The sequence below is a fragment of the Nguyenibacter vanlangensis genome (assembly GCF_013376155.1).
GTDB classification, from domain to species: domain Bacteria; phylum Pseudomonadota; class Alphaproteobacteria; order Acetobacterales; family Acetobacteraceae; genus Gluconacetobacter; species Gluconacetobacter vanlangensis.
The window spans coordinates 1-711 of sequence record NZ_JABXXP010001094.1 but is presented as its reverse complement, the minus strand read 5'-3'; the positions used below and the strand labels follow the sequence as shown (position 1 = coordinate 711).

Annotated in this window: 1 protein-coding gene and 1 pseudogene; both read right to left on the bottom strand. The window is 64.4% G+C overall.

The features are described 5' to 3' along the window. Nucleotides 1–107: 107 nt before the first annotated feature. Nucleotides 108–509 carry a dihydroneopterin aldolase gene (folB, locus tag HUK84_RS21450; RefSeq protein WP_176641953.1) on the bottom strand — a complete coding sequence of 134 codons (402 nt, stop codon included), beginning with the start codon at nt 507–509 and terminating at the stop codon, nt 108–110. A gap of 11 nt (nt 510–520) precedes the next feature. Next, a pseudogene (locus tag HUK84_RS21445) lies at nt 521–711 on the bottom strand (short-chain dehydrogenase); the annotation flags it as partial.

The following is a 711-nucleotide window of genomic DNA, read 5'->3' as shown; positions in this document are numbered from 1 at the left end:
GCCCGAGAAATTCTTATGAGAATTTCTCGGATCAGCAGGCCACTAAAATATTGATTCTAGTGTCCTTTCGATTCCAAAATTCGCTTGCGAATTTCGGAATCAGGACACTAGGCCGGCGGCCGGCTTCGTTCGATCTCGACCCCCACGGCGTCGAGATCGTCGAAGACATCCAGCTTCTCGACCCGCACGCGCACGATCCTGACCCGTTCGTCGGCCATTACGCCGGCGGCGATGCGCTCGGCCAGGGTCTCGACCAGCCGGACATGGCCCTCGGCGACGATCCGGCGGACCATCAGCACGATCCTTTCGTAGGATACGGTACGGCTGAGATCGTCGCGGCCGACCGTCAGGCCGGCCTCGTCCGGCACGCCGAACGAGATATTGATCCGGATCGGCTGGGTCACGCCCTGTTCGTGCGGATAGATGCCGATATTGGCGTGCAGCACCATGTCCTTGAGGAACACGCGGCGCAGCGGCGGCCGGTCCGGCCATGCGGGAAAGATGGACATCGCGGTCTGCCTTATTCCTCGGGAGAGTGGCCGGTGGCGGCCGGGGACCATTGCAGGTGCTGCCCGCCATCCAGCGCCAGCATCTGGCCGGTCACCGAGGGCAGGCAGAGCAGCGACAGCGCGGCGCGCGCGACCTCGTCCGGGCTGGTGCCGTGCCCCAGCGGGACCGAGGCGCATTGCCGGGCGAATTGTTCCGCCGTCT

Coding starts and splice junctions, on each gene's coding strand:
- folB (WP_176641953.1), bottom strand. CDS start 509: ATGTCCATCTTTCCCGCATGGCCGGACCGGCCGCCGCTGCGCCGCGTG.